1 protein-coding gene is annotated in these 1,287 nt (G+C 68.4%); it reads left to right on the forward strand.

The genetic code is table 11. From position 1 onward, the window contains the following. On the forward strand, window positions 1-1,284 hold a 1,284-nt coding region (locus tag RM423_RS24760), incomplete at its 5' end, for an ISL3 family transposase (RefSeq protein WP_311425699.1). Window positions 1,285-1,287 lie beyond the last annotated feature (3 nt).

Genomic DNA, 1,287 nt, shown 5'->3' on the forward strand with positions numbered 1-1,287 from the left:
GACCTGACGACGTTCTGCCGACTGGATGGCCTCGGTTTGGTGGTGACTGGTCAGCAGTTGCAGCCCGATCATGCGGTGCTCGAATGCCGGGTCTCTGAGGCTGATGACTGGTGCCATTCCTGCGGCTGCCGGGGCGTGCCGCGCGACAGCGTGACGCGCCGCGTGACGCATGTCCCGCTCGGGTGGCGGCCGACGATCCTGCAGCTGCGGGTGCGCCGCTACCAGTGCACGGGGTGCGGGCGGGTCTGGCGTCAGGACACTGCCGCCGCGGCTGCGCCGGGGGCGAAACTGTCGACCCAGGCGGTGTTGTGGGCGTTGAAGAGCCTGGTGATCGATCGGATGTCGATCGCCCGGATCGCTGCCGCGCTGGGCGTCTCGTGGCACACCGCCAACGACGCCGCCCTGTCTGCCGGGCATGACCTGCTGATCGCTGACCCGACCCGCTTGGACGGGGTCCGGGTCTTGGGGGTGGACGAGCACGCGTGGCGCCACACCCGCCGCGGCGACAAATTTGTCACCGTCATCATCGACCTGACCCCGGTCCGTGAAGGGACCGGACCGGCACGGCTGCTGGACATGATCACCGGCCGCTCCAAGCAGGTCCTCAAGACCTGGCTCGATACTCAGACCCCAGCGTTCCGCAAGGGGATCGAGGTCGTGGCAATGGACGGATTCACCGGGTTCAAGACCGCCGCCGCTGAAGAGATCCCCGAGGCGGTGGCGGTGATGGACCCCTTCCACGTCGTCGCCCTGGCCGGCGACGCCCTGGACCGCTGCCGCCAACGAACTCAACAAGACACCTGCGGGCACCGCGGCCGGACCGGTGACCCGCTCTACGGCATCCGACGAGCCCTGCGCACCGGCGACGAGCTACTCACCGACCGGCAACGACAGCGGCTGGCCACCGCGTTCGCCGACGAGCAGCACGTGCAGGTGCAGGCCACCTGGGGCATCTACCAGCGCATCGTGACCGCCTACCGCGACCCCGACCGACGCGCCGGCAAAGCCGAACTGGCCGCAGTGATCACGGCACTCGGCCGCGGCGTGCCCGCCGCACTCACCGAACTGATCACTCTCGGCCGGACCCTCACGCGGCGGGCCACCGACGTGCTCGCCTACTTCGACCGACCTCACACCAGCAACGGACCCACAGAGGCCATCAATGGCCGGCTGGAACATTTGCACGGCACCGCCCTGGGCTTTCGCAACCTCACCAACTACATCACCAGATCACTACCCGACACCGGCGGCTTCAGACCCCAACTACACCCTCTTCTGCGATGAGCC

Origin of the sequence: Jatrophihabitans lederbergiae (genome assembly GCF_031845305.1) — a bacterium.
Lineage (GTDB): Bacteria > Actinomycetota > Actinomycetes > Mycobacteriales > Jatrophihabitantaceae > Jatrophihabitans_A > Jatrophihabitans_A lederbergiae.